This window comes from Actinoplanes flavus, from assembly GCF_017592555.1.
Lineage (GTDB): Bacteria > Actinomycetota > Actinomycetes > Mycobacteriales > Micromonosporaceae > Actinoplanes > Actinoplanes flavus.
Map to the genome: position 1 here is coordinate 31996 of NZ_JAGFNS010000013.1, position 25264 is coordinate 57259.

General features: G+C 72.4%; 23 protein-coding genes and 1 pseudogene. 5 read left to right on the forward strand and 19 right to left on the reverse strand.

What is annotated here, in order from left to right:
* Positions 1 to 16: 16 nt before the first annotated feature.
* The 6 genes from J5X75_RS20540 to J5X75_RS20565 form a co-directional block, all read right to left on the reverse strand.
* Positions 17 to 1195 carry an ROK family transcriptional regulator gene (locus J5X75_RS20540; protein WP_208469026.1) on the reverse strand — a complete coding sequence of 393 codons (1179 nt, stop codon included), beginning with the start codon at positions 1193 to 1195 and terminating at the stop codon, positions 17 to 19.
* A 34-nt stretch (positions 1196 to 1229) separates the two neighbouring features.
* Positions 1230 to 2483: a sugar ABC transporter permease gene (locus J5X75_RS20545; protein ID WP_208469028.1), complete on the reverse strand. Its 1254-nt coding sequence runs from the start codon at positions 2481 to 2483 to the stop codon at positions 1230 to 1232.
* Positions 2480 to 3283: an ATP-binding cassette domain-containing protein gene (locus tag J5X75_RS20550; RefSeq protein ID WP_208469030.1), complete on the reverse strand. Its 804-nt coding sequence runs from the start codon at positions 3281 to 3283 to the stop codon at positions 2480 to 2482. Before J5X75_RS20550 ends, J5X75_RS20545 begins: the two co-directional genes overlap by 4 nt.
* Positions 3284 to 3452: 169 nt before the next feature.
* Complete coding sequence (locus tag J5X75_RS20555; protein ID WP_208469032.1) at positions 3453 to 4556, reverse strand: sugar ABC transporter substrate-binding protein; 1104 nt, start codon at positions 4554 to 4556, stop codon at positions 3453 to 3455.
* Positions 4557 to 4872: 316 nt separating this feature from the next.
* Positions 4873 to 5364 (reverse strand): Cys-tRNA(Pro) deacylase, encoded by a 492-nt coding sequence (gene ybaK, locus J5X75_RS20560; protein WP_208469034.1) that lies wholly within the window; start codon positions 5362 to 5364, stop codon positions 4873 to 4875.
* A 52-nt stretch (positions 5365 to 5416) separates the two neighbouring features.
* Positions 5417 to 6604, reverse strand: coding sequence for a class I SAM-dependent methyltransferase (locus tag J5X75_RS20565; protein ID WP_208469035.1), 1188 nt, complete (start codon positions 6602 to 6604; stop codon positions 5417 to 5419).
* Between the two features lie 220 nt (positions 6605 to 6824).
* Between J5X75_RS20565 and groES the strand changes: the two genes are divergently transcribed.
* Both groES and groL read left to right on the forward strand, forming a co-directional pair.
* Positions 6825 to 7133, forward strand: a complete 309-nt coding sequence (gene groES, locus J5X75_RS20570; RefSeq protein ID WP_014687825.1) for a co-chaperone GroES — start codon at positions 6825 to 6827, stop codon at positions 7131 to 7133.
* Between the two features lie 155 nt (positions 7134 to 7288).
* The gene (gene groL, locus J5X75_RS20575; RefSeq protein ID WP_208469037.1) at positions 7289 to 8944 is read left to right on the forward strand and encodes a chaperonin GroEL; all 1656 of its coding nucleotides are present in this window, start codon (positions 7289 to 7291) and stop codon (positions 8942 to 8944) included.
* Between the two features lie 103 nt (positions 8945 to 9047).
* On the opposite strand, the pseudogene J5X75_RS20580 reads toward groL, so the two are convergent.
* From J5X75_RS20580 to J5X75_RS20635, 12 genes and pseudogenes are all read right to left on the reverse strand, one after another.
* Positions 9048 to 10781: pseudogene (locus tag J5X75_RS20580) on the reverse strand (ABC transporter ATP-binding protein); the annotation flags it as partial.
* Positions 10778 to 12463 carry an ABC transporter transmembrane domain-containing protein gene (locus tag J5X75_RS20585; protein ID WP_208469039.1) on the reverse strand — a complete coding sequence of 562 codons (1686 nt, stop codon included), beginning with the start codon at positions 12461 to 12463 and terminating at the stop codon, positions 10778 to 10780. The gene J5X75_RS20585 and the pseudogene J5X75_RS20580, both read right to left, overlap by 4 nt.
* A gap of 42 nt (positions 12464 to 12505) precedes the next feature.
* A complete protein-coding gene (locus J5X75_RS20590) occupies positions 12506 to 12760 on the reverse strand; it encodes a hypothetical protein (RefSeq protein WP_183222884.1) in 255 nt (84 codons plus the stop codon).
* A 9-nt stretch (positions 12761 to 12769) separates the two neighbouring features.
* A complete protein-coding gene (gene tsaD, locus J5X75_RS20595) occupies positions 12770 to 13822 on the reverse strand; it encodes a tRNA (adenosine(37)-N6)-threonylcarbamoyltransferase complex transferase subunit TsaD (RefSeq protein WP_208469040.1) in 1053 nt (350 codons plus the stop codon).
* Complete coding sequence (rimI, locus tag J5X75_RS20600; RefSeq protein ID WP_238488722.1) at positions 13815 to 14213, reverse strand: ribosomal protein S18-alanine N-acetyltransferase; 399 nt, start codon at positions 14211 to 14213, stop codon at positions 13815 to 13817. Before rimI ends, tsaD begins: the two co-directional genes overlap by 8 nt.
* A gap of 155 nt (positions 14214 to 14368) precedes the next feature.
* On the reverse strand, positions 14369 to 15112 hold the full coding sequence (tsaB, locus tag J5X75_RS20605; protein WP_208469044.1) for a tRNA (adenosine(37)-N6)-threonylcarbamoyltransferase complex dimerization subunit type 1 TsaB: 744 nt from the start codon (positions 15110 to 15112) through the stop codon (positions 14369 to 14371).
* A gap of 9 nt (positions 15113 to 15121) precedes the next feature.
* Positions 15122 to 15805, reverse strand: a complete 684-nt coding sequence (ung, locus tag J5X75_RS20610) for a uracil-DNA glycosylase (RefSeq protein ID WP_208469046.1) — start codon at positions 15803 to 15805, stop codon at positions 15122 to 15124.
* The gene (gene tsaE, locus J5X75_RS20615; RefSeq protein WP_183222879.1) at positions 15802 to 16251 is read right to left on the reverse strand and encodes a tRNA (adenosine(37)-N6)-threonylcarbamoyltransferase complex ATPase subunit type 1 TsaE; all 450 of its coding nucleotides are present in this window, start codon (positions 16249 to 16251) and stop codon (positions 15802 to 15804) included. Before tsaE ends, ung begins: the two co-directional genes overlap by 4 nt.
* Positions 16248 to 17315, reverse strand: coding sequence for an alpha/beta fold hydrolase (locus J5X75_RS20620; RefSeq protein WP_208469047.1), 1068 nt, complete (start codon positions 17313 to 17315; stop codon positions 16248 to 16250). The genes tsaE and J5X75_RS20620 overlap by 4 nt, the downstream gene beginning before the upstream one ends.
* Positions 17312 to 18433, reverse strand: a complete 1122-nt coding sequence (gene alr, locus J5X75_RS20625; RefSeq protein WP_208469048.1) for an alanine racemase — start codon at positions 18431 to 18433, stop codon at positions 17312 to 17314. The genes J5X75_RS20620 and alr overlap by 4 nt, the downstream gene beginning before the upstream one ends.
* Positions 18434 to 18472: 39 nt before the next feature.
* Positions 18473 to 19924 carry an NAD(P)H-hydrate dehydratase gene (locus J5X75_RS20630; RefSeq protein WP_208469049.1) on the reverse strand — a complete coding sequence of 484 codons (1452 nt, stop codon included), beginning with the start codon at positions 19922 to 19924 and terminating at the stop codon, positions 18473 to 18475.
* 12 nt (positions 19925 to 19936) lie between these two features.
* Positions 19937 to 20311, reverse strand: coding sequence for a holo-ACP synthase (locus J5X75_RS20635; protein WP_208469050.1), 375 nt, complete (start codon positions 20309 to 20311; stop codon positions 19937 to 19939).
* A gap of 161 nt (positions 20312 to 20472) precedes the next feature.
* On the opposite strand from J5X75_RS20635, the gene J5X75_RS20640 reads away from it, so the two are divergent.
* Positions 20473 to 20760, forward strand: coding sequence for a hypothetical protein (locus tag J5X75_RS20640; RefSeq protein WP_208469051.1), 288 nt, complete (start codon positions 20473 to 20475; stop codon positions 20758 to 20760).
* On the forward strand, positions 20757 to 22235 hold the full coding sequence (locus J5X75_RS20645) for an alpha/beta hydrolase (RefSeq protein WP_208469052.1): 1479 nt from the start codon (positions 20757 to 20759) through the stop codon (positions 22233 to 22235). The genes J5X75_RS20640 and J5X75_RS20645 overlap by 4 nt, the downstream gene beginning before the upstream one ends.
* 70 nt (positions 22236 to 22305) lie before the next feature.
* On the opposite strand, the gene glmS is transcribed toward J5X75_RS20645, so the two are convergent.
* Entirely contained in the window at positions 22306 to 24189 is a 1884-nt protein-coding gene (glmS, locus tag J5X75_RS20650) for a glutamine--fructose-6-phosphate transaminase (isomerizing) (RefSeq protein ID WP_208469053.1), read from the reverse strand.
* A gap of 170 nt (positions 24190 to 24359) precedes the next feature.
* Here glmS and J5X75_RS45530 point away from each other — a divergent pair, with 170 nt between their 5' ends.
* On the forward strand, positions 24360 to 25250 hold the full coding sequence (locus tag J5X75_RS45530; protein WP_208469054.1) for an MmpS family transport accessory protein: 891 nt from the start codon (positions 24360 to 24362) through the stop codon (positions 25248 to 25250).
* Positions 25251 to 25264: the final 14 nt, after the last annotated feature.

Here is a 25264-nt window from a genome sequence, read left to right on the forward strand (position 1 = left end):
CCGGGTGATCGGCTACTCAGGACACGAGAGGGTCGTCGAGCAGGTGGTCGAAGGCCAGCTCGGCCGCGCCGATCAGGGCCGCGTCGGTGCCCAGTTCCGGGGTGCGCAACCGGACGTGCTCCCGGCAGGCGGGCAGTCCCACGGCGTTGAGCCGGCTGCGGATCTGGGCCGCCGCGCCCAGGTAGACGTCCCGCAGGGTGCCCCCGAAGATGACCACCTCGGGGTTGAAGATGTTGACCAGGTTGCCGACGCCGAACCCGACCCAGTCGCCGACCTGCCGCAGCGCGTGCTGGGCCTGGCTGTCCCCGCGCATCGCGGCGTCCACCACGGCGAGGACCGCGTCCCGGCCGCTCCGGTCGTCGCGCCCGGCGAGGCGGAGCAGGGCGTGCTCGCCGATCTCGGTCTCCCAGCAGCCGCGGGAGCCGCAGCTGCACGGCCGCCCGTACGGGTTGACGACCATGTGACCGACCTCGCCGCCGTACCCGCCGTGCCCGGTGACCCGGCGTCCACCGGCCACGATCCCGGCGCCGACGCCGACGTCCCCGTACAGGTAGATGACGTTCTCCGAGCCGACCGCGGCCCCGCGCGCGTGTTCGGCGAGCGCGCACACGTCGGCGTGGTTGCCGACCGTCAGCCGGCCGAACTCGCCGAGCTCGGAGCGGACGGCCGCGCCGACCGGCTCCTCCACCCAGCCGATGGTGGGGGCGAGGCGGACCATGCCGTCCTCACGGCGGACCATCCCGGCGACCGCCAGGCCGGTGCCCACGCAGCGGCCGTCGTCGGGGGTTCCGGAGCGCATGGTGGCCACGAAGCGGGAGAGCGGGCGGACCGCCTCGGGGGCGGTCATCCCGGGTGGGCGCTCGGTCTCGTACTGCTCGAGGATCCGGCCGCCGAGCCCGATCCGGGCGGCGCGCAGGCGGTCCACCTCGATGCTGAGCGCGTAGGCGTACACCCGTCCCGACTCGGGCCGGACGACCAGTGAGGGTCGCCCGGCCCGGCCGGTCTCGCGGGGCGCCGCCTCGCTGACCAGGCCCGCGCCGATCAGCTCGGCGGTGAGAGCTCCGATGGTGCTGCGGTTGAGGCCGAGCCGGGTGGTGAGTTCCGCCCGGGACGTGGCGCCGTGCATGTGCACGTAGCGCAGCAACGTCCCGAGGTTGTGCCGGCGTACCTCTTCCTGGCTGGGCCCGGCCCGCATCAGCGTCCCGTCCCCCGCACGGGATCCTGCATCATCAACTACCCGTTGCCGCTGCTCTGCGCCGGGCCAGGGCGTCGACGCTCGCCGCCGCCAGCAGCACGAGGCCGGTGAAGATGAACTTCACGCCGGAGTTGAGGCCCAGCAGGGTCATGCCGTTCTCGATGACGATGATCACGGCACCACCGATGACCGCATAGATGATCTTACCCTTGCCGCCGAAGAGACTGGTGCCACCGATGACCGCCGCACCGACCGAGTAGAGCAGGATGTTACTGCCACCGGTGTTCGGGTCGACGGAACTCTGCCGGCTGACGACCAGGATTCCGCCGATCGATGCCATGAACGAGCAGATCACGAAGACCGAGATGCGGATCCGGTCGACCGGGATGCCGGCCCGGCGGGCCGCCTCGGTGTTGCCACCGACCGCGTAGACGTGCCGGCCGTAGGTGGTCCGGGCCAGGACGAAGGTCCAGATCACCAGGAAGACCACGATGATCGGTACGACGATCGGCGTGCCCTTGAGCGAGGTGATCGCCTTGTTGACGGCCCGCTCCAGGGTGAGCACATAGGTGGCGGAGAAGGCCAGCAGCGCGACCCCGGCGATCCGGGCCACCACGATGCCGAACGGCTCGGCGACCAGGTTGCGGGAGACCCGGCCCCGCCAGCGGAACAGCTGCGCCGCGGCGAAGCCGGCCACGCCGATGACCGCGAAGATCCAACTGTCGCGCACCGACAGGGTGCCGTTGTTCAGCGATTTGACGAACTCGTCGGTGATCGAGATGTTCTTGCCGCCCTCGAGCAGGGTCAGCAGGACGCCCTGGAAGCCGAGGAAGGCGGCCAGCGTGACCACGAAGGACGGGATACCGAGCTTCGCGACCAGCACACCGAGTACGAGGCCGATGACGATGCCGGTGGCCATGGCCGCCGGGATCGCCACATACCAGGGCAGGCCGTGGGTGGTCAGCAGGATCGCCATGACCGCGCCGCAGACGCCGCTGGCGAAACCGGCGGAGAGGTCGATCTCGCCGAGCAGCAGCACGAAGACGAGGCCCATGGCGATGAAGACGATCTGGGCGCTCTGGTTGAACAGGTTCGCGAAGTTGAGCGCGCTGAGGAACGTCTCGCTCCGGGCGGTGCCGAAGATCAGCACCAGGACCAGCAGGCCGAGGACGGCCGGGAGGGTGCCGAGGTCGCCGCCACGGACCCGGGCGAAGTAGTCCCGGATGTAGCTGGCGACGGTGGGCTTGACGACCTGGATGCCACCGGCCGTCTCAGTCGTGGTGGTCACTTGACCTCTCCCGGCGTGATGTCGATGAAGTCGGAGGGCCGCTCCGGGGGCAGGCCGAGGTTGCCGCTGCGGCCGCCGGTGATCAGCTCGACGACCTGGGAGTGGGTCACGTCGGCGGCCTTCACCTGGGCGGCCATCCGGCCCAGGTAGAGGGCGGCGATCCGGTCGGAGACCGCGAAGACGTCGTTCATGTTGTGCGAGATCAGCACCACGCCGAGGCCGTTGTCCGCGAGCCGGCGGACCAGCTCGAGCACCTGGGCGGTCTGCGCCACACCGAGGGCGGCGGTCGGCTCGTCGAGGATGACGACCCGGCTGTTCCAGAGCACCGCCTTGGCGATCGCCACGGTCTGGCGCTGGCCGCCGGAGAGGCTGGAGACGAGCTGGCGCAGCGACTTCACGGTCCGTACGGAGAGGCTGCGCAGCGTCTCGCCGGCCATCTCCTCCATGGTCGCCTCGTCGAGGACGATGCCGTGCTTCTTCTCCCGGCCGAGGAACATGTTCTGGACGATGTCCAGGTTGTCGCAGAGCGCGAGGTCCTGGTAGACGACCTCGATACCGAGGGCGGCGGCGTCCCGGGGGTTGTGGACCGTCACCTCCCGGCCTTCGAAGGTGACCGTGCCCGCGTCGATGCTGTAGATGCCGCTGATGCACTTGACCAGCGTGGACTTTCCGGCGCCGTTGTCGCCGACCAGGGCGGTTACCTCGCCCGGGTAGACGCTCAGACCGACGTCGTGGAGGACCTGGACGGGACCGAAGCTCTTGTCGATCCCGCGCAGCTCCAGGAGGGGTGTCGCGGCCACTGATGGTTCTCCTTCGTTCGGTGACCGGTTTCGTCGTGGCTGCGCCACCTCATCGTGGCGGCGCCGGCAACGGGAGGTTCTGTCAGAACCGACTCCGGCGCCGCCCACGCGAGCGCGGGCGGCGCCGGCCTCAGCCGTTGAAGTGCGGCTTTCGGTGGTCAGCCGATGATCAGCTGATGCCGGCCTTGGTGCAGGCCTCGGCGAAGTCGGCGGTGCAGAGCTCTTCCTTGGTGACGAAGCCGTCGGCGACGACGTCCTTCACGTTGGCCGCGGTGATCGACTGCGGGGTCAGCAGGACGGACTTGACCTCCGCCTTGCTCTCCGGGTCGACGACCGTCTTGGTCGCGGTGCTCGGCGTCTCCTGCTTGGCCAGGGCGATCGCCAGCTCGGCGGCCGCGTCGGCCTCCTTCTTGATCGCCTTGTAGACCGTCATGCACTGGTCGCCGGCGAGGATGTTCTGCAGGCCCTCGACGGTGGCGTCCTGGCCGGTCACCGGGACCTTGCCGTTCAGCTTGTTCCTCTTGAGCACCTGGATCGCGGCGTTGCCCAGACCGTCGTTGGCGGCCAGGACACCGGCGATGTTCTTGTTCGAGGTCAGCTGCTGCTCGAAGATGGTGCCGCCCTGAGCGTTGTCCCAGTCCGGAACGTCCTGGTCCGGACCCTTGACGTACTCGCCGGAGTCGAACTTCGGCTTGAGCACCGAGTCGTAGCCCTGCTTGAAGAGGGTGGCGTTGTTGTCGGTCGGCGAACCGTTGAGGTACGCCACGACCGGCTTGGTCGCCTTCTTCTCGGTGAGGCAGTCCACCAGGCCCTGACCCTGGAGCTTGCCGACCTCGGTGTTGTCGAACGACACGTAGTAGTTCGCGCCGCCGCCGAGGGTGAGGCGGTCGTAGTCGATGGTCGCGATACCCGCGGTCTTCGCCTTCTCCAGGACGGCCTTGCCGGTGCCGGAGTCCAGGTTGACGATGACCAGGACCTTGACGCCGCTGGCGATCATGCCGTCGGCGATCGTGGTGAACCGGGTCTTGTCACCCTCGGCGTTCTGGATGTCGGCCTCGACACCGGCCGCCTTGAACGCCTCGGTCAGGTACTTGAGGTCGGCGGTCGCCCAACGAGCCGAGCTCTTGGTGTCGGGCAGGATCACACCGACCTTGCCCGCGGAGCTCTTGGCGCCGGTGTCGGTGCCGGTGTCGCCACCGTCCTCGGTGCCGCAAGCGGCCATGCTGCCGGCCATCAGGCCGACCGCGGCAAGGGCGAACAGTCCCTTACGCATCCCTTATTTCCTTTCGGGGGGTAAATCCGGGGCCTTGTGTCGGATTTTCAGAGACCTGGCACCTGGGAGCACCGTGTCTCTGGGTAGCGCCGATGGATTAGGAACCGGTTTGTTGTGCCCGGCAACGTATTCCCAACGTGGCCGAGAACACAAGCCGCAATGGCCGTCTATCTCGTAACGAGGGATAACAATCCGGCAACACAGCGGTGCCACCAGGGCGCCGTCAGACCCCCGATGTCGCCCCACGATCGGCATACCGTAACGCTAAGTAGTATTTTCCCCGATCGGGCGCCGAACCGCGAAGAACGACCGGGTACTAAGATCCGGCCGCTCGGATCGGGGCGACCGTCGCACCGGTCAGGCGGATGAGATCGACGGGCGCGAGCGCCACCTGCAACCCACGGCGGCCGGCCGAGACGTACATCGTCTCCAGTCCGCCGGCCGAGTCATCGATCACGGTGGGCAGCCGCTTGCGCTGGCCGAGCGGGCTGATCCCGCCCCGCACGTACCCACTGCTGCGCTCGGCGGCGGCCCGGTCGGCCAGGACCGCGCGCTTGCCGCCGGCCGCGGACGCCAGCGCCTTCAGGTCGAGATCGCCGGTCACCGGCACCACCCCGACCACGAGCCGCCCGTCCACCTCGGCCACCAGCGTCTTGAACAGCCGGTGCGGTTCGACCCCGAGGGCCTCGGCCACCAGCGCTCCGTACTGCGGGGCGTCCGGCGACACGTCGTACGGATGCAGGGTGTGCGCCACCCGCTCCGCGGTGAGCAAGGCGGTGGCCGGCGTACCGGCCGCTTTCTTGGCCATGCGCGGACGGTACTACCGCGGCCGATCTCCGCGCACGCCCGATTCCGACCCGTTACGCCGTTGTCGTCAGAAGCGCCGTGGGAGCCCCGTCCACCCGGGTCAGCAGCAGGCCCGCCGTGTTCGGCCCGGACAGCTTGAGGTCCTTGCGCAACTGGTCGGGCACCAGCGCCGAACCGCGTTTGCGGATCTCCAGGACCCCGACGCCACGCTCGCGCAGCAGCGCCCGCAGCCGCTTCAGCGAGAAGGGCAGCACGTCGGTCACCCCGAGGCGGCGGGCGAACGGTGTGTCCACCGGCTCGTCGGTGTAGACGTAGGCGATCTCCGGATCGGCCAGCCACCCGCACACGCTCGCGGCGAACTCGGCCACCAGATGGGAACGGATCACCGCCGGGTCGAGGTCGTAGATCCAGGCCCCGACCGGGCCGACCGGCGCCCGTTCCACGCCCGAGCCGGTCAGTTCGGTCACCGCCGAGCCGTCGATCAGGGTGGCCCGGCGCTGCGCGGACGCCAGCGGGCCGCACCAGAAGGCCGCCTCCACCAGGTCGCCGCCGACACTGACCCACTCCCCCTCCGCGCCCGGCGGCAGCAGAGCGTGGTCGATGCCGGGCGCCAGTTTCAGCACCGTGCGGGGCACCCGTACGGGCAGGCCGGCGATGAAGTCCCAGGGCGGCGAGTAGGCCTTCGGGTCGAACACCCGGCCCCGGCCGGCCTGGCGGCGGGCCGGGTCGGCGAAGACCGCGTCGTACCGCTCGACGTCGACCGTGGTGGCGTCCGCGCACTCCACGGTGATCCGGCCGGACAGCCCGGTGGCCTCGGCGTTCGCGGCGGCCAGGGCGGCGGTCAGCGGGTCGGCGTCCACCGCGTACACCGAGATGCCGTGCCGGGCCGCCGCCAGCGCGTCGGAGCCCAGCCCGCATCCCAGATCGGCGAGGGTCTCGACGCCGGCGGCGGCGAGCCGCGCCGCCCGCCGGTCCGCGACCGCCGCGCGGGTCGCCTGCTCCAGGCCGGCCCGGGTGAAGAACATCGCGGCGGCGTCCGGGCCGAACTTGCCTGCGGCGCGCTCGCGCAAACTAGCCTGGGTCAAGGCGGCCGCGGCGAGTTCCGCGCCGAAGCCCCGGGCCCGCACGGCCGAGGCCGCGGCGAGCGGCTCACCGCCGGTCACCTCGGCCGCCACGGCCAGGGCTTTCGACCCCTCCGGGGTCCGCAACAGTTGCAACAACTCAGGTGTCACGTCAGGCATTCTCCCTGGCGTGACAGGTTGGCACTCTGGTTGACGGAGTGCTAGTTCCGGCATAGTCTCCGGTTAGCACTCTCACCATGAGGGTGCCAGCCGCCCGGCCCGTCCGTGCGGTTAGGCACCAGGCGGACCGGCACCCGCGACGACGGCCCCGCCCGGTGGCATGAGGCATTGACCGGCCTGGTTCAAGGCCGGCGAAACCTGTACCCAGGAGGGTATGCCCGTGACTACCGCGACCAAGGTTGCGATCAAGCCGCTCGAGGACCGCATCGTGGTCCAGGCGAACGAGGCCGAGACCACCACCGCGTCCGGCATCGTGATCCCCGACACCGCCAAGGAGAAGCCGCAGGAGGGCACCGTCCTCGCCGTCGGCCCCGGCCGGATCGACGACAAGGGCAACCGCGTTCCGCTCGACGTCAAGGTCGGCGACGTGGTGCTCTACTCGAAGTACGGCGGCACCGAGGTCAAGTACGCCGGCGAGGAGTACCTGGTGCTCTCCGCCCGCGACGTCCTCGCGGTCATCGAGAAGTAAGACCTAACCGATGAGGATCATTCAGAACGGTTGGGGCCAGGCCGCTTAACCGCGGCCCTTTGCAACTCGATGTGGGTTCTGAATGACCCTCAGTCTGTGCAGGCGCCCTGTTCCGATTCTCGGGGCAGGGCGCCGGTGCGTGAAGGGACCAATACATGGCGAAGATCCTCAGCTTCTCTGACGACGCCCGGCACCTCCTGGAGCACGGCGTCAACACGCTCGCCGACACGGTCAAGGTCACTCTCGGCCCGCGCGGCCGCAACGTCGTCCTGGACAAGAAGTTCGGCGCTCCCACGATCACCAACGACGGCGTGACCATCGCCAAGGAGATCGAGCTCACCGACCCGTACGAGAACCTCGGCGCCCAGCTCGTCAAGGAGGTGGCGACCAAGACCAACGACGTCGCCGGTGACGGGACCACCACGGCGACCGTTCTCGCGCAGGCGCTGGTCCGCGAAGGCCTGCGCAACGTGACCGCGGGCGCCAACCCGATCGGCCTCAAGCGGGGCATGGACCAGGCCGCCGAGGCCGTGTCCAAGGCGCTGCTGGCCAAGGCCGTCGAGGTCGCCGACCACAAGGCGATCGCCAACGTCGCCACCATCTCGGCGCAGGACGCGAACATCGGCAAGCTCATCGCCGACGCGATGGACCGGGTCGGCCGCGACGGTGTGATCACCGTCGAGGAGGGCTCGGCGCTGCAGACCGAGCTCGAGGTGACCGAGGGTCTCCAGTTCGACAAGGGCTTCATCTCGCCGAACTTCGTGACCGACGCCGAGTCGCAGGAGGCGGTGCTGGAGGACGCGCACATCCTCCTCACCACTCAGAAGATCTCCAGCATCGAGGAGCTGCTTCCGCTGCTGGAGAAGGTTCTCCAGACCGGCAAGCCGCTGCTGATCGTCGCGGAGGACGTCGAGGGTCAGGCCCTGTCCACCCTGGTGGTCAACTCGCTGCGCAAGACCATCAAGGTCGCCGCGGTGAAGGCGCCCGGTTTCGGTGACCGCCGCAAGGCGATCCTCCAGGACCTGGCGATCGCCACCGGTGGCGAGCTGATCGCCCCCGAGCTGGGCTACAAACTCGACCAGGTCGGCATCGAGTCGCTGGGCAGCGCCCGGCGGATCGTCGTCGACAAGGAGAACACCACGATCGTCGACGGTGGCGGCAACTCGTCCGACGTCGCCGACCGGGTCGCGCAGATCCGCAAGGAGATCGAGGCGTCCGACTCCGACTGGGACCGGGAGAAGCTCTCGGAGCGGCTGGCCAAGCTCTCCGGCGGCGTCGCGGTGATCAAGGTCGGCGCGGCCACCGAGGTCGAGATGAAGGAGCGCAAGCACCGCATCGAGGACGCCATCGCGGCGACCAAGGCGGCCGTCGAGGAGGGCACCGTCCCGGGCGGCGGCGCCGCGCTCGCGCAGGTCGCCAAGGAGCTCGAGGGCGGCCTGGGCCTCAGCGGCGAGGAGGCGCTCGGCGTCGGCATCGTCCGCAAGGCGCTGGTCGAGCCGCTGCGCTGGATCGCGCAGAACGCCGGTCACGACGGCTACGTCGTGGTGGGCAAGGTCGGCGAGCTGGGCTGGGGCCACGGCCTCAACGCGGCCACCGACGAGTACGTCGACCTGGCCGCGGCCGGCATCATCGACCCGGTGAAGGTGACCCGCAACGCGGTCTCCAACGCCGTCTCGATCGCCGGTCTCCTGCTGACCACCGAGAGCCTCGTGGTGGAGAAGCCGGCCGAGGCCGCTCCGGCCGCCGCCGGTGGGCACGGCCACAGCCACGGCGGTCACGGGCACGGCCACCAGCACGGTCCGGGCTTCTGACCGGGTCGGGCATTGCGGTGAAGGGGGCGCGCGCCGGCGCGCGCCCGGTGCGTTGCGGGGGGGGGGGGGGCCCGTGCTCGGACACCTCGGCCGGCTCGGTGCCGCCCTGCCAGGACCGCCACAGCGCCGCGTAGGCCCCGCCCGCGGCCACCAGCTCGTCGTGCGGCCCCAGCTCGGTGATCCGGCCGTCCTCCACGACGGCGACCCGGTCCGCGTCGTGCGCCGAGAAGAGCCGGTGCGCGATGGCCACCACGGTCCGGCCGCTGACCACCGCGGCCAGCGAGCGCTCCAGATCCCGGGCGGCCCGCGGATCCAGCATCGCGGTGGCCTCGTCGAGCACCAGGGTGTGCGGGTCGGCGACCACCAGCCGGGCCAGGGCCACCTGCTGCGCCTGGGCCGGGGAGAGCGGGTGCCCGCCGGCGCCGACGACGGTGTCCAGCCCGTCCGGGAGCGCGTCCGCCCAGTGCAGCGCCTGTACGGCGGTGAGCGCTGCCCGTACCTCGCCCTCCTGGACGCCGGGACGCACCATCGCGACGTTGTCGCGAAGCGTGCCCACGAAGACGTGGTGTTCCTGGGTGACCAGCGCGACCTCGGCGCGCAGCCGTTCCGGCGGCAGAGCCGCGAGCGGCGTCCCGCCCACCGTGATGGTTCCCGAGGTGGGCTGGTACACGCCGGCGAGCAGGCGGCCCAGGGTGGACTTGCCGGCGCCGGAGACACCGACGACGGCGAGCCGCTCACCCGGTTCCAGGACCAGGTCGACGCCGTGCAGCACCTCGCGGCCGGGCTCGTAGCCGAACCGGACGCCGCGCAACTCGACCCGGCTCCCGTCCGGCGCGGCGGTCCCGGCCGGCTGCGGCTGCGGCCCGGCGGTCACGCCCAGCAACCGGGCCAGGGCCGCGCCGCCCACCTCCAGCTCGTCCAGCCAGCCGACCAGCCGGTCCAGCGGATCGACCAGCTGCTGCACGTAGACCACCGCGGCGGTCAGCTCACCCAGGGTCACCGCTTCGTGCAGGTAGAGCAGGCCGCCGGCGAGCAGGGTCAGCACCATCGGCAGCACGTAGCTGATCTCGATGACCGGCCACCACACGGTCCGCAGGCGCAGCGTGTACCGCTCGGCCCGCCACGACCGCCGCAGGTCCGCGTCGGTACGCCCGGCCCGCTGCCGCTGCCGTCGCATGGCCTCGACCGTCCGGGCCCCCTCGACCGTCTCGGTGAGCCCCTCGGTCACGTCCGAGTAGGCGGCGTTCTGCCGGAGATAGCCGCGCGGGGCGTGCCGCAGGTACCACCGGGTGCCCACCGTCATGATCGGCACCCCGATCAGCAGCGGCACCGCGAACACCGGGCTGACCAGCAGCAGCGCCGCCACCACAAGAACCAGGGTGATCAGCGCGATCAGGGTCTCCGGTACCGCGAACCGGACGCATTTGGACAGTGCGTCGACATCCCGGGTGGTGCGGGTCAGCAGGTCACCCGAGCCGGCCGCCTCCACCGTGGACAGCGGCAGGCCCAGCACCCGGGTCACGAACTCCTCCCGCAGCCGGGCCAGCACCCGCTCCCCCAGCCGGGCCGACGCCAGATGGGCGAACCGGATCAGCACCGCCTGCGCCAGCACGAATCCGGCGATCATCAGGGCCAGCCGGTCCAGCCGGTCCAGCGGCACGCCGTCGTGGACGCCCTGCACCATGTCGCCGAGCAGTCGCGGGCCGGCCAGCCCGGCCAGGGCGGCGGCCGCGTGCAGGCCGACCGTGGCGCGGAACATGGCCGGGTAGCGGCGGATCAGGTCGGCGGCGTACCGGCGGGCCTGCGCGGCGCTCGCCACCGGGAGCAGGCGGGTCACTGCTTCTCCTCGCGCAGCACCATCCGGGCGTAGCCGGGTTCACCGCGGAGCAGGTCCCGGTGCCGGCCGGCGGCCACCAGCCGGCCGTCCTCGACGTAGCAGACGTGATCGGTGCGGCTCAGCACCAGCGGGCTGGACGTGCACACCACGGTGGTCCGGCCGCTGCGGGCGGCGCGCAGCCGCTCGGCGATGCGGGCCTCGGTGTGCGCGTCGACGGCGTTCGTCGGCTCCACCAGGATCAGCACCTCGGGGTCGGCGAGCAGCGCGCGGGCCAGGCGCAGCCGCTGCTGCTGGCCACCGGAGAAGCAGCGGCCGCGGTCGGCTGTCACGGTGTCCAGGGCGTTCGGGAGCGCGTCGACGATGTCGGTGGCGGCGGCGGCCGCGAGCGCCCGGGCGACGCCACCACGGCCGTCCGGGTCCAGATCGGATCCGAGCCGGCCGGAGAAGAGGCGGGCGTCGTTGTCGACGACCAGGATCCGGTTCCGCACCTCGGCCAGGGCCACCGCCGACAGTGGCACTCCGTCCATCGTGGCGCCCTCGGCGTACCGGCCGAGCCGGTCGGCGATCCGGGCCGCGTCGGCCGGCGTGGACGCCACGATCGCGGTCAGCCGGCCCGGCGGGATCCGCACCCCCGACCCGGAATCGGCCAGCTCACCCGACGGCAGCGGGACCGGCGCCGGTGGATCCGGCAGGTCGCCCACCACCCGCAGCACGGCCACCACCCGGCGGCTCGACACGTGACCGCGGGTCATCTTGTCGAGCACGTCGGTGAGCTGGCGCAGCGGGGCGACCAGGAAGGCGGCGTACGCGTAGAACGACACCAGCTGCCCCACGGTGATCCGCCCGTCCGCCGCGAACCGGGCGCCCAGCCAGGTGACCAGCACCAGGAACGCCCCGGGCAGCAGCACCTGGGCCGCCTCCAGCAGCGATTCGACGCGCGCCGTGCGTACCCCCGCCGCGCGCAGCGCCTGTGACTCGGCGCGGTAGCGCGCCGCCATGGCCGACTCCCCGCCCACGCCGCGCAGCACCCGCAGCCCGCCGACCAGGTCCGCGGCCCGGCCGGTCAGACGGCCCTGGCTCTCCCGGTACGCCTTCTGCCGCCGGTGCAGCGGCCGGATCAGCAGACCCACCACGAGCATCAGCAGCGGCACCCCGACCAGCACGATCAGGCCCAACGGCACCGACGTGCGCAGCAGCACCACGGTGATGGTGACCACGGCCAGCAGCGAGCCGGCGCCGCGCGAGGTGATGTCCACGGCGCCGCCGATGTGGGTGATGTCCGAGGTGCCGATCGCGACCACCTCGCCCGCGTCCAGCCGCCGCGGCAGGGTGGAGCCGAGCCGGTTCGCCTGCCGGACCACCACCTGCACCGTCCGGAAGGCGGCGGCCAGCCAGTTGGTCACCGCGAACCGGTGCCGGGTGATGCCGGTCAGCGCCTGCACCACACCGACGCCGAACAGCAGCAGCGCCCCGGCGAGCAGGGCCGCGGCGTCGCGGTTCACGGCGGCGTCGACGGCCCGGCCGACCAGGGCCGGCACCAGGGCCTGACAGCCCATCCAGGCGATCGCCAGCAGGGCCGCCGCCGCGACCGTCAGCCGGGAACGCCGGATCAGCCAGAACAGATATCGAGTGGCGGACCGGGAGTCGGGTGTGCCGGGATCGGTGACGGGCAGTCTTCGCATCAGGCCCCGACGGTAAGGGCCGCGACGCGCCGACGGCGAGGGTCAGCGATCGACCGGGGTGAAATCCCAGACGTGCGGAGCGCGTGCCACCAGCTTCTCCGGCGGCGTCAGCAGGCTCTCGGGGGTATTGCGCCATTTGGTGATGACGACGATGCGATGATCGGTGGACGAATAGACGTCACTCGACACATGTTGTGGCAGTACCTCCAGAGCCGGCACCGCCGTGTCGCAGACCCAGGCCAGCAGCTCGTCGAAGCCACTGCGCGAGGCCCGCACCTCCCACATCCGCGCGATCATGAACGCTTCCTACCCCGGCACGCTCACCGCGGTCAAACTCATCGCGGAATCCGCGGGCAGGTCCAGGCGGCTCGGAGCGACGCCGGCCTTCACCAGATGCGAGCCGAGTGCCGCGACCATCGCGCCGTTGTCGGTGCACAAACCCGGACGGGGTACGCGGACCGCGATCCCGTACTTCGCGGCCCGTTCCTCGGCGAGCACGCGCAGTCGCGAGTTCGCCGCCACCCCACCGCCGATGACCAGGGTGCCCACCCCGTTCGCCCGGCAGGCGTCGATCGCCTTGGCGGTCAGCACGTCACAGACCGCCTCCTGGAAGCTCGCCGAGACGTCCGCCACCGGCACCGGCTCGCCGGCCCGCTCCCGGCTCTCCACCCAGCGGGCCACCGCCGTCTTGAGCCCGGAGAAGGAGAAGTCGAACCGGTGCGCCGCCAGGTCCTTCGCGGCGGTCAGCCCCCGCGGGAACGCGATCGACGCCGGATCGCCCTCGCGAGCCGCCCGGTCGATGATCGGCCCACCCGGGAAGCCCAGGCCGAGCAGCCGGGCCACCTTGTCGAAGGCCTCCCCGGCCGCGTCGTCGATGGTCGCCCCGAGCGGCGTCACACCCGCGGTCAGGTCGTCGACCAGCAGCAGCGAGGAGTGGCCGCCGGAGACCAGCATCGCCACCGCCGGCTCGGGCAGCGGACCGTGCTCCAGGGTGTCCACCGCCACGTGCGCGGCCAGGTGGTTCACGCCGTAGATCGGCTTCTCGGCGGCGAGAGCGTAGCCCTTCGCCGCGGCCACCCCGACCAGCAGCGCGCCGGCCAGGCCGGGCCCGCTGGTGACGGCGATCGCGTCGACGTCGGCGAGGGTCACCCCGGCCTCGTCGAGGGCCCGCTGCATGGTCGGGACCAGCGCCTCCAGGTGCGCCCGGCTGGCCACCTCCGGCACCACCCCACCGAAGCGGGCGTGCTGGTCCACGCTGGAGGCCAGCGCGTCGGCGAGCAGGGTGTGCCCGCGCACGATGCCGACACCGGTCTCGTCGCAGGAGGTCTCGATCCCGAGGACCAGGGGTTCGTCACGCATCGCGCATCATCACCAGGGCGTCCGTGTTGCTGGGTTGGTAGTAGCCGCGCCGGATACCGACCGGCTCGAAGTCGTACTCGGCGTAGAGGCGTTGCGCGGCCGCGTTGTCCACCGCCACCTCCAGCAGCGTCTTGCGGGCCCCGCGCCGGGCCGCCTCGGCGAGCAGCGCCTCCAGCAGGACACGGCCGATCCCCCGCCGTTGCGCGTCCCGGCGGACCGCGATGTTCTGCACCCAGGACTCGTGCTCGTCCACGACGGACAGTCCGGCGTAACCGGCCACCGCGCCGTCCGCCTCCGTGGCGACCAGGTAGAACTGGCGGGTGGCCAGCTCGTTCCAGAACATGGCGGCGGACCACTTCTCCGGGCCGAAGAGGTCCTCCTCTATCGGCATCACCTCGTCGATGTGCCACCAGCGAAAACGCTCGATGACGTACGCGCCCGCCTCTTTTGCGCTCGCGGTCGCGGTCGCCGCGTCCGCTTCTTCTACGCCCGCGGTCGCCGCGTCCGCTTCTTTTGCGGTCGCGGTCGCCGGATGGTCGGCGCCCATCAGGTGAGCACCGCCTTGCGGGCGGACGGCTCGACCGCGTCGGGGCGGCGCAGGTAGAGCGGCGTCAGCGCCTCGCTCGGCGCGCCCGCCCGGATCCGCTCGGCCGCGAGCGCGACCAGCGCCGCCCCCGGCGGGTAGAGCAGATGCTCCTCGACCGGCACGCCGAACACGTCCCCGTACTTCAGGGCGCCCTCACCGGCCGCCCGCTCCACCAGCCCGGCCATCGACGTGCCGCCGCCCGCCTCCTCGGCGCCGACCAGCACCCCGGCCGGCAGCGAGCCACCGGTGGCGCCGCGCACCAGGGCGGCCACGTCGGCCGGCTTGGCCACCTCCGGCCCAGTCACCCGCTCGCCGTCCGCGTACGTCCCGAAATACACCTCGCGGCGCCGGGCGTCGGTGGCGATCAGCACCCGGCCGGGCCCCGCCGCGCGCCCGAGGGCGTCCAGCGAGCACACCCCGTACGTCGGGATGCCCAGCGCCTGCCCCATGCTCGCCGCCGTGGCCAGCCCGACCCGCAGCCCGGTGAACGGCCCCGGCCCGACCCCGGCCACGATCGCGGTGACGTCGCGGGGCCGGAGCCCGGCGTCGGCGAGCACGGCGGCGATCTCCGGGGCGAGCTTCTCCCCGTGGGCGCGCGGATCGACGGTGCGCCGCTCCGCCACCCCGGCCAGACCGTCCACGGTCACCTCGACGAGGGCGGCCGTCGAGGCGGGGGTTGCGGTGTCCAGAGCCAGTACCAGCACAGGGTGACCCTAGACGGTGGCCCGCGGGTCCCAGTCGATGACCGGCCGTCCGCCGTCGGCCAGCGCCTTGTTGGCCGCGCTGAACGGACGGCTGCCGAGGAACCCGACCCGGTTCAGCGGGCTCGGGTGGCCGGCCTCCAGGATCGCGTGCGCCGGGTTGGTGACCAGCGCCGCCTTCTTCTTCGCATAGCTGCCCCAGAGCATGAAGACGATCCGCTCGTCACGCTCGTTGAGGGCCTTGATGGTGGCGTCGGTGAACGCCTCCCAGCCCTTGTTGCCGTGCGATCCGGCCTTGCCGGCCCGGACCGTCAGAACCGCGTTGAGCAGCAGCACACCCTGCCGGGCCCACCCGGTCAGGTCGCCGCCGGCCGGCTTGGGCACGTTCAGGTCCTCGTTGAGCTCCTTGAAGATGTTGCTCAGCGACGGTGGCCGGCGGACCCCGTCGCGCACGCTGAAGCTGAGACCGTGCGCCTGCCCGGGCCCGTGATAGGGGTCCTGGCCCAGGATCAGCACGCGGGTCTGCTCCGGGGAACACAGCCGGTACGCCGCGAACAGGTCCTCCACCGGCGGGTAGATGGTCTGCGTCGCGTACTCCTCGGCCACCCAGGCGCCCAGGGCGGTGGTCGCGGCGTCGTCGAGGTGGGGGGTCAGCTCGGCACGCCACTCGGCGGGCAGCAGCTCGGTCAGGTTCACATGCTCTCCAGTCGGTGTGCCCAGTCGCCGCCGTGCGGCGACAACTCCACGATGCGGGTGTCGTCGTCCAGCCGGTCCAGACGGACCTGCAGGTATTCGTCGTTGAGCTGCTCCACCAGGCCGACACCCCACTCGACGACGGTCACCGCGTCGTCGGCCGAGGCGTCCAGGTCGAGGTCGTCGATCTCGGCGCGCGGGTCCGGCCGGTCGCCCAGCCGGTACGCGTCGGCGTGCACCAGCGGCACCGGCCCGCGATGCACCCGCGCGATCACGAACGTCGGCGAGGTGATCGGGCCCTCCACGCCCAGGCCGGCGCCGATCCCCTGGGCCAGGGCCGTCTTGCCGGCGCCCAGCGGGCCGGTGAGCAGCACCAGGTCACCGGGGCGCAGCAGGCCGGCCAGCCGCCGCCCGAACGCACGGGTGTCGTCGACCGTCTTCAGCTTCACGTGAGTTTCTCCAGGAACGGGATCAGCGCGGCGTTGACCTGGTCGGCCTTCTCCAGCATCACCACATGGCCGCTGTTCTCGATGGTGAGCAGCTCGGCCTCGGGCAGGTTCTCGATGATCTCCTTGGAGTGGGTGACCGGGGTCAGATAGTCCCGGTCCCCCACCACGACCAGCACTGGGACGCCGCGCAGCGCGGACAGCGCCGGGATCCGGTTGTGCGTGTAGAGGGTTTGCAGGTACTTGGTGAGCGTCTCCACCGACGTCTTCGAATTCATGCTCTCGACGAAGGTCACCAGCGACGGGCTGGGCCGGGACTCACCGAACCCGTACCGCCGGGTGAGCAGCCAGGCCAGGTCGGAGGAGGCGACCCGGGCCCGGTCGATGGTGCCGCCGCCGAGCTGCGCCGCCCTGTCCCACAGCGGGAAGAACGGGGCGCTGACCCGGGCCACCACGTTGGTGATGCCCAGCTTGGCCTTGTCGAACAGCCCGGCCGAGGTGGAGATCAGCACCACGCCGGTGACCCGGTTGCCGAACCAGGCCGGGAACTGCTCGGCGAACGCCATGATGGTCATCCCGCCCATCGAGTGGCCGACCAGGATGATCCGGCCCTCGGGCACGGTCTCCTCCAGCACCGCGGCCAGCGAGCGGCCCAGGGCGGCCAGATCGTACGTCCCCGATTTGAGCTTGCTGGACCGGCCGTGGCCGGGCTGGTCGTAGAAGACCAGCCGGTGCGTGCCGCGCGCGGCCAGCTCCTTGCGCTGGAAGTAGAAGGTGCCCATGTCCAGCGCGAACCCGTGGACGAAGACGATCGTCGGCTCGGTGCTCGCGCCGGCCGGCTCGATGATCTCCACGTGCAGATCGGTTCCGTCGGCCGCGGTGACCGTCAGTGACCGGTCGTGCGGCTGGTCGCCGAACGGCTCCTCGACGTAGGGGTCGCCGGGCGCGTTGACCGACCGCCGCACCAGCGCCCGCTCCACCGCGAAGGCCGTGGCCAGACCGGCCGCGGCCACACCCACCGCGGCCCCGAATATGCCCGCCCGCTTGGCGGCCTTCGACCGCTTCACGGAGCGACCTCCCCGTCGTAGTGCCGTGGGATCCGGCTGCTGCCGAACCGGGTGACGATCTCGTAGTTGATCGTGCCGGTCGCGGCGGCCCAGTCGTCGGCCGTCGGCTCGCCGTCGTCGCCCGGCCCGAACAGGACCGCCACGTCACCGGCGGCCACCGGCTCGTCGCCCACGTCCACCACCACCTGATCCATGCAGACCCGCCCCGCGATCCGCGCCGTGACGCCACCCACCCGGACCGGGCCGGAGCTGGACGCGTGGCGGGGCACCCCGTCGCCGTAGCCCAGCGGGACCACGGCCAGGGTGGTCTCCCGGGACGTCGTGTAGGTCAGCCCGTACGACACGCCCTGACCGGCCGGCACCCGTTTGGTCAGCATCACCCGGGCACGGGCCGTCATGGCGGGACGCAGACCGTACGTCTTCCCGGCGACGGGCGACAGACCGTACGCCGCGATCCCGACCCGGACCAGGTCGAAGTGCGCGTCCGGCCGGGTCAGCGTGCCGGCCGAGTTGGCGATGTGCCGGTAACGGGGGCTGATCCCGAACGTCTCGGCCAGGGCCAGGCCCTCGCGGAAGGCGGCGAGCTGCCGGTCGACCGACTCGTGACCGGGCTCGTCGGCGCAGGCGAGGTGACTCCACACGCCGACCGCCTCGATGTCGCCACCGGCCTGGGCCTTGGCCGCCGCCTCGAACAGCGCGGGCCACTCGGCGGCGACCGCGCCGCCCCGGGCCAGGCCGGTGTCGAGTTTGAGGTGCACCCGGGCCGGGCGGCCGGCCCGGCGGGCGGCGGCGGCCAGCTCGCCGAGCATGGCCGTGGTCGCGGCGCTCAGGTCGACCCCGGCCTCGATCCCCTCGTGCAGATCGAGCCCGGGAGTGAGCAGCCATGCCAGGACGGGCGCCTCGACGCCCGCCCGGCGCAGCGTCAGCGCCTCGTCGAGGGTGGCGACACCGAGCCAGGTGGCGCCGCCGGCGAGCGCGGCCCGGGCGGCCGGCACCATGCCGTGCCCGTAGCCGTCCGCCTTGACCGCCACCAGCACCTCGGCGGAGGTGCGGGCGCACAGCGAAGCGACATTGTCCCGGATCGCGTCCAGATCGACGCGGACTTCGGCCTGCCACATGTCATCCACCCTACTGAGGCGTATGACAGTTTCCTGCGGTCAGCCCAGGAGATCGACGAGGACCGGTCGCAGGGCGGACGCCACGTCCGAGCCCGTGACGGGTCCGTCCACGGCGGCCCGGCGCCCGGCGAGGCCGTGCACGTAGGCCGCCATGACCGCGGCCCGGACCGCCGGCAGACCGGCCGCGAGCAGCGAACCGAGCAGCCCGGCCAGCACGTCCCCGGTGCCCGCGGTGGCCAGCTCCGGACTGCCGGTGGGATTCGCCCAGATCTCCCCCGCCGGGGTGGCGACGATCGTCCGGTCACCCTTGAGCAGCACCACGGCGTTGGTCCACGCGGCCAGCCGGGCGGCCGCCCCGGCCCGGTCCGCACCGGGCGCCTCCCCGGCCAGCCGCTTGAACTCGCCGTCGTGCGGGGTGATCACCAGCGGGGCGTCCCGGCGCAGGTCCTCGGCGTGCTCGCCGCCGACCAGCAGGGTGATCGCGTCCGCGTCGAGCAGCACCGGCAGCGAGGTGGCCAGCACACTGCGCAGTTCGGTACGCGCCTCGTCGCCGGTGCCCAGCCCCGAGCCGCAGACCCACGCCTGCACCCGGCCCGCGTCGGCCACCTTGCGGGAGGCGACCACCGTCGGGTGGGCGCGGACCACGTCGTAGTGGGCGGAGCCGGCGTACCGCACCATCCCGGTCGGGCCGGCCAGGGCGCCCGCCGCGGAGAGCAGGGCCGCGCCCGGGTACTTGACCGAGCCGGTCGCCAGGCCGACCACGCCGCGGGTGTACTTGTCCGAGGTGGCGCCGGGGCGGGGCCACCAGGCGGCGATGTCGGCGGCCTCCGGCACCCGGACCGCCGGGTCGGCCTGCAGGACCGGGCCGAGACCGATGTCCACGAGATCCACGTGACCGCAGCGGACCGCGGCCGGGCCGAGCACGTGGGCCGGTTTGAGACACCCGAAGGTGACCGTGACGTCGGCCGTCACCGCTTCGCCGGGCACGTCGCCGGTGTCCACCGCCACCCCGCTCGGCACGTCCACGGCCACCACGAGCGCACGCTCACCGGTACGCCCGCGAAGCGCCCCGAGCCCGCGCGCGATCGCCGCGGCCTGGGAACGCAGGCCGCCTCTCGACCCGATCCCGACGATGCCGTCCAGGATCAGGTCGGCACGGGTGGGCAGGTCACCGGTGGTGAACCCACCGGCCTGGCGCAGCGCGGCCAGCCCGGCCAGATGCACCCGCTCCGGGGTGAGCAGCAGCGCCCGGACCTGGGCGCCGCGCCGGGCCAGGGCGGCGCCGGCGTAGAGGGTGTCGCCGCCGTTGTCACCGCTGCCGACCAGCAGCAGCACCCGGGCGCCGTAGACCCCGCCGGTCTCCTCCAGCAGGAGGGCGCACCGCCGGGCCAGACCGGCCGCCGCCCGCTGCATCAGGGTGCCCTCGGGAAGCGTCGCCATCAGCGTCTTCTCAGCCGCCCGCACATCGGTCACCCGCCATGCCCGCCGCATGTGTCCTCCTGATCAAGATCCGGCTTCGGCCACCACCATCGCGGACGCGATGCCGCCGTCGTGCGACAGCGACAGGTGCCATCGGGCGATGCCCCGCTCGGTCGCCGCGGCGGCGACCGTACCGGAGACCGTCAACCACGGCCGCCCGTCCGGATCGGTGACGATCTCGCAGTCGTGCCACCGCAGGCCGGCCGGCGCCCCGAGCGCCTTGGCGACGGCCTCCTTGGCCGCGAACCGGGCGGCCAGGGACTCGGGGGACCGCGGGTTCCCGGACGAGGTCAGCCGCTCGGGCTCGGTGAAGAGCCGGTCTCCGAGAAGCGGGGTCCGTTCCAGCGCGCGGGCGAAGCGGTCCACCAGGACGACGTCGATGCCGACAGACACGATCACAACGGTCACCCTAGCGGTGCCACGGGTGACTTCCCAGGCCTCTACCAGGTCCCGGGCACGACGGAAAGCCCTGTGGACAGGTTGTCCACAGGCCGCCCCGGTGATCTCCGCGGGCCTCTAGCGTCGGCGCATCCCCCGCTGTCCCGCTTGGAGGTTGCCCGATGGATTCCGATTTCGAGGTCGACGCCTGGGGCCTGCGCCGCGCCGCCGCCACGGTGGAGGAGGTGGGCGCCCGGGTGACCGGCGCGGCCGGCTCCGTTCCCGCCGCGGCTCCGGCCCCGCGCTGGGCCACCAGCAGCGCCGCGGAGCTGGCGGCCGACGCCACCGAGCGCCTGCTCCGGCAGCTCGGTGCGGAGGTGTCCGGTGCGGCCGGCCATGTCGAGGCGGCCGCCACGGCCTACGAGGACGCCGACCACCGCGCGGCCGACCGTTTCCGGCGGTCCCGATGAGCACCGCCGCGATCACCTATGCCCGGCTGCGCGCCACCGACCCGTCCCGCTGGCTGGCCACCGCGCTCGCCTGGCGCCGGTGGGCGGCCCTGGCCGGGGTGCTCGGCGCCGAGCTGGGCCTGCTCCCGGCGAGACTGCGGGCCGCCTGGTCCGGCACGGCCGCCGACGCCGCCGTCACCCGGCTCGACGGCCTGCGCCGCCGGCTGGCGCTGTTCCGGGTGTTCTGCTGGCGGGCCGATCAGGCGCTGAGCGAGTTCGCGGCGGCCCTCGGCCGGGCCCGCGCGCTGCTCGACCGGGCGCGGGCCGGTGCGCGGCGGTCCGGCCTGTCGATCGACGATTCCGGTACGGTCCGGGGCCGCCCCACCGAACAGGCGGCCGTCCGGTCGGTGGCCGCCGACCTGGCGACCGCGCTGGCGGTGGCGGCGGAGGCGGACGCGTCCGCCGCGGCCCGGCTGGCCGGGTTCGCCGACGTTCCGCCCACCCCGGTGGTCACGTCGTTCCCGGCCTGCACCGCCACCCCGGCCGAGGTGCGGCGGTGGTGGGACGCCTGGACCCCCGCCCAGCGGAACTGGTTGCTGGTCACCGACCCGGCCGCGTTCGCCGGCGCCGACGGGATCCCGGTCGCCGACCGGGACATCGCCAACCGGCTGCTCCTCGACGAACGGGACCGGCACAGCGGGAGCGACCGTCACGAGGCGGCTCTGGACCGGCTGCGGGCCCGGTTGGCGGACGACTCCGGTCCGCGCGCCTACCTGGTGTCGCTCGGCCTGGACGGCGACGGCCGGGCGGTGGTGGCGCTCGGCGACCCGGACCGGGCCTCGCACATCCTCACCCACGTGCCCGGCATGACGTCGGACCTGGGATCGCTCGGCGGCGAGCTGACCCGGGCCGAGCGGGTCTCGGCGCGCGCCGGTGAACTGGATCCGGCCCGGACCACGAGCGCCGTGCTGTGGCTGGGCTACGACGCTCCGGACTTCCTGCACGAGGCCTGGTCGGCGAAGCAGGCCGTGGACGGCTCGGCGGGCCTGCGGCGGTTCCAGGAGAGCCTGCGGGTCACCCACGACGGGCCGCCCGCGCATCAGACCCTGCTGGGACACAGCTACGGCTCACTGGTGGTGGGCACCGCGGCGGCCGGCGAGGGGCTGGCCGCCGACCGGCTGGTCTTCGTCGGCTCGCCGGGCGTCGGCGTCGACTCGGCCGCCGGGCTGAAGGTGGCCGCCGATCAGATCTGGTCCACGACGTCGCGCACCGACGTGATCCAGTACGCCGCGGTCTCCCCGCGCGAGCTGCTCGTCCCGGATCTCGGCCTGCCGGACCGGTCGCACGATCTGTGGTTCGGCCGGAGCCCGTCCGACGCCGGTTTCGGTGGCCGGGTCTTCACCAGCCAGGCCGACGCCGGCCACCTCGGTTACTGGGAGCCGGGCCGGCCCGCGCTGGACGCGCTGGCCCGGCTCACCCTGGGCGAAAAGCCGTGAGCCCTCGGGGACGAACCGTGGGCTCTCGGGAAGAAACCGTGAGCTCTCGGAGAGGACCGTGAACGGCGGACTACTCGACGGTGACCGACTTGGCCAGGTTGCGCGGCTGGTCCACGTCGTGACCCCGGGCCGTCGCGATCTCGCACGCGAGGATCTGCAACGGGATCGTGGTCATCAGCGGGGCGAGCAGCGTCGGCGTGTGCGGGACCGGGATGAGGTGGTCGGCGAAGGCGCGGACGTCCTCGTCACCCTCCTCGGCGATCACGATGGTCCGGGCGCCACGGGCCCGCACCTCCTGGATGTTCGAGACCACCTTGTCGCGGATCACCCCGCGCCCGGCCGGCGACGGGACCACGCAGACCACCGGGGTGCCCTCGTCGATCAGCGCGATCGGGCCGTGCTTGAGCTCACCGGCGGCGAAGCCCTCGGCGTGCATGTAGGCGAGCTCCTTGAGCTTGAGCGCGCCCTCCAGCGCCACCGGGAAGCCGACGTGCCGGCCGATGAACAGGATCGCGGGGGCGGTCCGCAGGTCACGGGCCAGTTCCCGGACCTCCTCCATCCGGTCGAGCAGCGTGCGCATGCCGTCCGGCGTCTGGCGGAGCTTCTCGACGACCGCGGCGACCTCGTCGGCGTACATGACTCCGCGGATCTGGGCCAGGTGCAACCCGATCAGGTAACAGGCGGCGAGCTGGGTGAGGAAGGCCTTGGTGGAGGCGACCGCGATCTCCGGGCCGCCGTGGGTGTAGAGGACGGCGTCCGACTCCCGCGGGATGGTCGATCCGTTGGTGTTGCAGATCGCCAGGACGCGGGCCTTCTGCTCCTTGGCGTGCCGCAGCGCCATGAGGGTGTCCATGGTCTCGCCGGACTGGCTGATCACGATCACCAGGGTGGACCGGTCCAGGATCGGGTCCCGGTAACGGAACTCGCTGGCCAGCTCCACCTCACAGGGGATGCGGACCCAGTGCTCGATGGCGTACTTGGCGATCATGCCGGCGTGAAAGGAGGTGCCGCAGGCCACGATGAAGACCTTGTCCACGTCACGCAGGTCCTGGTCGGTGAGGCGCACCTCGTCCAGGAGGATCTCGCCACGCTCGGAGAGCCGGCCGAGCAGGGTGTCGGCGATCGCCTGCGGCTGCTCGGCGATCTCCTTGAGCATGAAGTAGTCGTAACCGCCCTTCTCGGCGGCGGAGGCGTCCCAGTCGATGTGGAACTCCTTGCCGGTCGCCGGCGCCCCGGCGAAGTCGGTGATCTCGATGCCCGCCGGGGTGATCAGGACGACCTGGTCCTGACCCAGCTCGATCGCCTCACGGGTGTGCTCGATGAAGGCCGACACGTCGCTGGCCAGGAAGTTCTCCCCGTTGCCGCGGCCGACCACGAGCGGCGAGTTACGCCGGGCGGCGACCACCGCGTCCGGCACGTCGACGTCGACGGCGAGCAGCGTGAAGGCGCCCTCCAGGCGGCGGACGACGCGGCGCATGCCCTCGGCGAGCAGGGCCGGCCCGTCCTCGCCACCGGCCTCGCGCAGCGCGCGCATCTCGGCGGCGAGCAGGTGGGCCGCGCACTCGGTGTCGGTGTCGCTGCGGAACTCCACACCGGTCGCCTCGAGCTCGGCGCGCAGACGGGCGAAGTTCTCGATGATGCCGTTGTGGATGACGGCGACCCGGCCGTCGGCGGACAGGTGGGGGTGGGCGTTGCGGTCGGTCGGGCCGCCGTGGGTGGCCCAGCGGGTGTGGCCGATACCGGTGGTTCCGGCCTCGATGCCGTCGCCGGACCGTTCGGCGAGCGCCTTCTCCAGGTTGGCGAGCTTGCCCGCCTTCTTCTCGGTCTTGACCAGTTCGCTGTCGATGATGGCGACGCCGGCCGAGTCGTACCCGCGGTATTCAAGGCGCCGGAGCCCGTCGATGACGATGCTCAGCGCCGGTCGATTGCCTACGTAACCCACGATCCCACACATGGGGAGGCAGCCTAGCCGACTTTCGCTCAAACGTCATGCTCGGTACCCGCAGTTATGAGCATGGCACTTGATCGGAACTCTAGGGCGGGAATCGGTGCCCGTACGGGTGAGTGATCTGGACGTGCGGTCCTGGCGTACCGTCTGGAGCGGTGCCCTCACCGGGAGGAAAGATGAGCGATCCGAGCGAGCCCCGCCAACCGCCACGGCCGCCTCAGTTCACGCCCGGGCACGCCCCGCCGCCCCAGCCGGAGGACTATCCGCCCACGTCGGAGTTCCCGCCGGTCAACTACGCCCCACCCGGCCGGCCACCGGACTACGGCGCCTACCCGGACCCGGCGAGCCCCTACCCGGACCCGACCGGCGCCTACCCACCGCAGGCGCCGACGAGCGGCGGCTACCCCCCGGCCAGCGGCTACCCACCGCAGGCGCCGACGAGCGGCGGCTACCCCCCGGCCGGCGGCTATCCGCCGGGTGGCTACCCACCGGCCGGCTATCCGATGCCGGGCCCGTCCGGGCCGCGGCGCAGCAACGCCCCGCTGATCGCTCTCATCCTGGCCGTCGCCCTCCTGCTCTGCGGCGGCGTGGTGACCACCGCGGTGATCCTGGTGCAGCGGGCCGCCGACAAGGCCGAGGAACTGGCCGCGCCGATCGTCGACCCGACGCTGCCCACCCTGCCCGAGGACGCGCCGGACTTCCCCGGTCTGCCGACCGACTTCCCGGAGCTGCCCGGCCTGCCCACCGATCTCCCGACCGAACTGCCGGGCATCGGGGAGGGCCGGGAGATCAAGGTCACCTACGAGGTGACCGGCGACGGCCCGGCCGAGATCCTCTACGTCGACCAGCTCGGCGCGGCGCCGAAACGGGTGGCCAACGCCAAGCTGCCGTGGAAGATCTCCACCACCATGAAGGGCACCTCGCTGGTCTCCGTGGTCGCCGTGCGCACCGGCACCGACGCCGGGGACATCGGCTGCCGGGCCACGGTGGACGGCGAGGAGATCGTGAAGCAGAGCGCGCAGGGCGGCCTGGCCACCGCGAGCTGCTACAAACTGGTGATCAATTGACGTCCGACCCGCTG